This is a genomic window from Micrococcus sp. LASM2_SD2 (assembly GCF_057364565.1).
In genome coordinates, this window is record NZ_JBNFOB010000252.1 from 1 (window position 1) to 3,178 (window position 3,178).

The following is a 3,178-nucleotide window of genomic DNA, read 5'->3' on the forward strand; positions in this document are numbered from 1 at the left end:
CTCGGGCGCCTCCTCCCCCGCGGCGGGACGTGCCCCGGCCTGACGCCGCGGCGTCCTCAGCAGCGGCACCGGACGGCGCCGGACCCGACGGTACCGGACCCGACGGTGCCGGAGCAGACCCCGCTCCGGAGGGGACGGCGGAGGCGGAGGCGGGTGCCGTCGTCGTCGGTCATCCCCCCGCCCTCGGCCGGGTCCTCCGCGGCGAAGGGCGCCTCGAGCACGCCGAGGCGCTGGGCGTGGATGGCCTCCGGGTGGTCGTAGCGGATAAAGTTCACGAGGTCCTCGCGGACCAGGCAGCGCAGGTCCCAGAGGTCGCCGGAGGTGCGGGCGGAGACCACGGCGCGGATGCGGACCATGCCGCCGATCGCGTCGGTGACCTGCATGGACGCGTCCCGGCCGTCCCAGAGGTCGGTGGAGGCCAGCAGCTCCTTCAGGCGCTCGCGCAGGTCCTCCATGGGCACCCGCCAGTCCACGTCCATCTCCACGGTGCCGGAGACGGCAGAGCCCACGCGGGTCCAGTTCTCGAACGGCTGGGTGGTGAACTGGCTGGAGGGGTAGACCATGCGGCGGCCGTCCCAGAGCTTGAGGACCACGTTGGACAGGGTGATGTCCTCCACCGTGCCGAAGGTGGTGTCCATGGTGACCACGTCCCCCACGCGGATGGAGTCCGTGAAGGCCAGCTGCACGCCGGCGAACACATTGGTCAGCGTGGACTGCACGGCCAGCGCCGCGATCACCGAGATCAGGCCGGCCGAGGCCAGCAGGCCGGCGCCGAGCGAGCGCACCGCAGGGATGGTGAGCAGGATGACCGCCACGGCCACCACCACGATCACCGCGTGCAGGATGCGGCGGATCAGCACGGTCTGGGTGCGGACCTTGCGCTCGCGGCGGTCGTTGACGCCGACCTCCCGGTAGCGGTCCAGGACCTGACCCTCCACCACGTCCACCGCCCGGACGGCCGCCCAGGCCAGGCAGCCGACGAGCGCGGCGACGAGCAGGAAGGAGACGATTGGGAACCACGCGGCCTCCCGGGCGGGCTGCTGGGCCATCGTCACCAGGGCCACCCGGGACAGGCCGAAACCGAGGGCCAGGCCGAGCGGATTGCGCATGCGCCGCAGCCGGTCGGCCAGGGTCTGCTTCTTGAACAGCACGGCACGGACCACGAGGGACGCCAGGAAGACCAGGACCCACCCGATCACGAACGCCGCCCCCACGCCGATCAGCGTGGCCAGCTCCAGGCCGAGCACCCGGACCGTGGCATCCGCACCCTGCTGGACCTCGGTGGGCACGGTGTCCTGCTTCGGGGCGGAGAGCAGGCCGGAGAGGAACAACGGCATCGGCGGGGCTGCTGCAGGCATGTCACCAGTCTGACACCTGGGCCCGGGCGGTTCACGGGAGAGCGCAGAATGGAGGCTGGACAGCGGCGGCCGGCATGCCCCGGGAGCGAGGGCTCCCACCGGACGGCCCGCCGCGGCAAGACCGACCCGTCTGGAGGATTCGCCCATGCTCTCCGTCACCGACCTACGCGGCGCCGCCGCGGACACCCGCCTGGACTCCGTGGTGCCGCGCGCCGAGGTGGACGTGTCCTCCACCGTGGACGCGGTGCTGCCGATCATCGAGCAGGTGCGCGCCGGCGGGGCCTCCGCCGTGCTGGACCTCGGTGAGCGCTTCGACGGCGTCCGCGCCCCGTCCCTGCGCGTGCCAGCGGAGGCGATCGAGCAGGCGTTGGACACGCTGGATCCGGAGGTCCGCGCCGCCCTGGAGGAGTCCATCCGCCGCGCCCGCACCGTCCATGCGGCGCAGGTCCCGGACGGCTCCGCGGTGGAGCTGGGCGAGGGCGCGATCGTGGAGAACCGCTGGGTGCCGGTGGACCGCGTGGGCCTCTACGTGCCCGGCGGCCGCGCCGTCTATCCGTCCTCCGTGGTGATGAACGTGGTACCCGCCCAGGCCGCGGGCGTGCCGGGGCTGGCCGTGGCGTCCCCGCCGCAGCGCGAGCACGGCGGCCTGCCGCACCCCACCTGCTGGCCGCCTGCGCCCTGCTGGGCGTGGACGAGGTCTACGCCGCCGGCGGCGCCCAGGCTGTGGCCATGCTCGCCCTGGGCGTGAAGGACGACGACGGCACGCAGGTCTGCGCGCCCGTCGCCATGGTCACGGGGCCGGGCAACGTCTACGTGGCCGCGGCCAAGCGCGCCCTGCTGGGCACGATCGGCGTGGACGCCGAGGCCGGGCCGTCGGAGATCGCGGTGATCGCGGACGGCACCGCGCAGGCCGCCTGGGTGGCCGCGGACCTGATCAGCCAGTCCGAGCACGACCCGCTGGCCGCCTCCGTGCTCATCACGGACTCGGAGGAGCTGGTGCGGGACGTGCTGGCCGAGGTGGAGCGTCAGGTACCGGCGCTGCCGCTGGCCGAGCAGATCCGCACCGCCCTGACCGGACCGCAGTCCGGCGTCCTGCTGGTGCGGGACATGGAGCAGGCCGTGCAGGTAGCGGACGCCTACGCCACCGAGCACCTGGAGGTGCACACCCGGGACGCGGAGCGGCTGGCCCGCCGCGTCTCCAACGCCGGGGCGATCTTCGTGGGCCAGCACGCCCCGGTGCCGCTGGGCGACTACTCCGCTGGCTCCAACCACGTGCTGCCGACCTCCGGCACCGCCCGCTTCTCCTCCGGCCTGAACACCGTGACCTTCCTGCGCCTGCAGCAGCTCATCCGGTACGACGAGCAGGGGCTGGACGCACTGATCGACGGCGTCTGCGCCCTGGCCCACGACGAGGGCCTGGAGGGCCACGGCGCCGCCATGCGGATCCGCCGGAGCTGACCGATGAGCGCCGTCCGCCTGGACGCCTGGCTGTGGGCGATCCGCATGTACAAGACCCGCTCGGCCGCCACCGCCGCCGTGCGCGGCGGGCACGTCCGCGTCAACGGTGCGCCCGTAAAGGCCGCCCACACCCTGGCGGTCGGGGACACGGTGCGCCTGCGCAAGGACCACCGCGAGCGGATCCTGCAGGTCACCGGGCTGATCTCCAAGCGCGTGGGCGCCCCGGTGGCGCAGCGGCAGTACATCGACCATTCGCCGCCGCCGATCCCCCGCGAGCTGCTCGCCGTGCCCGTGCGCGAGCGCGGCGCCGGCCGCCCCACGAAGAAGGAGCGCCGCGAGCTGGACCGGCTGCGGGGGCGGAG

2 protein-coding genes and 1 pseudogene are annotated in these 3,178 nt (G+C 73.9%); 2 read left to right on the forward strand and 1 reads right to left on the reverse strand.

The features are described from left to right. Window positions 1-56: 56 nt before the first annotated feature. Window positions 57-1,358: a mechanosensitive ion channel family protein gene (locus tag AC2W7A_RS10895; RefSeq protein WP_485991370.1), complete on the reverse strand. Its 1,302-nt coding sequence runs from the start codon at window positions 1,356-1,358 to the stop codon at window positions 57-59. 145 nt (window positions 1,359-1,503) lie between these two features. Between AC2W7A_RS10895 and hisD the strand changes: the two are divergent. Both hisD and AC2W7A_RS10905 read left to right on the forward strand, forming a co-directional pair. Further along, a pseudogene (hisD, locus tag AC2W7A_RS10900) lies at window positions 1,504-2,816 on the forward strand (histidinol dehydrogenase). Between the two features lie 3 nt (window positions 2,817-2,819). Further along, a partial coding sequence (locus AC2W7A_RS10905; protein WP_485991371.1) for an RNA-binding S4 domain-containing protein occupies window positions 2,820-3,178 on the forward strand: 359 nt, incomplete at its 3' end.

Excerpts from the sequence above, each read along its gene's own strand:
- AC2W7A_RS10895 (WP_485991370.1), bottom strand. The coding sequence starts at position 1,358 with ATGCCTGCAGCAGCCCCGCCGATGCCGTTGTTCCTCTCCGGCCTGCTC.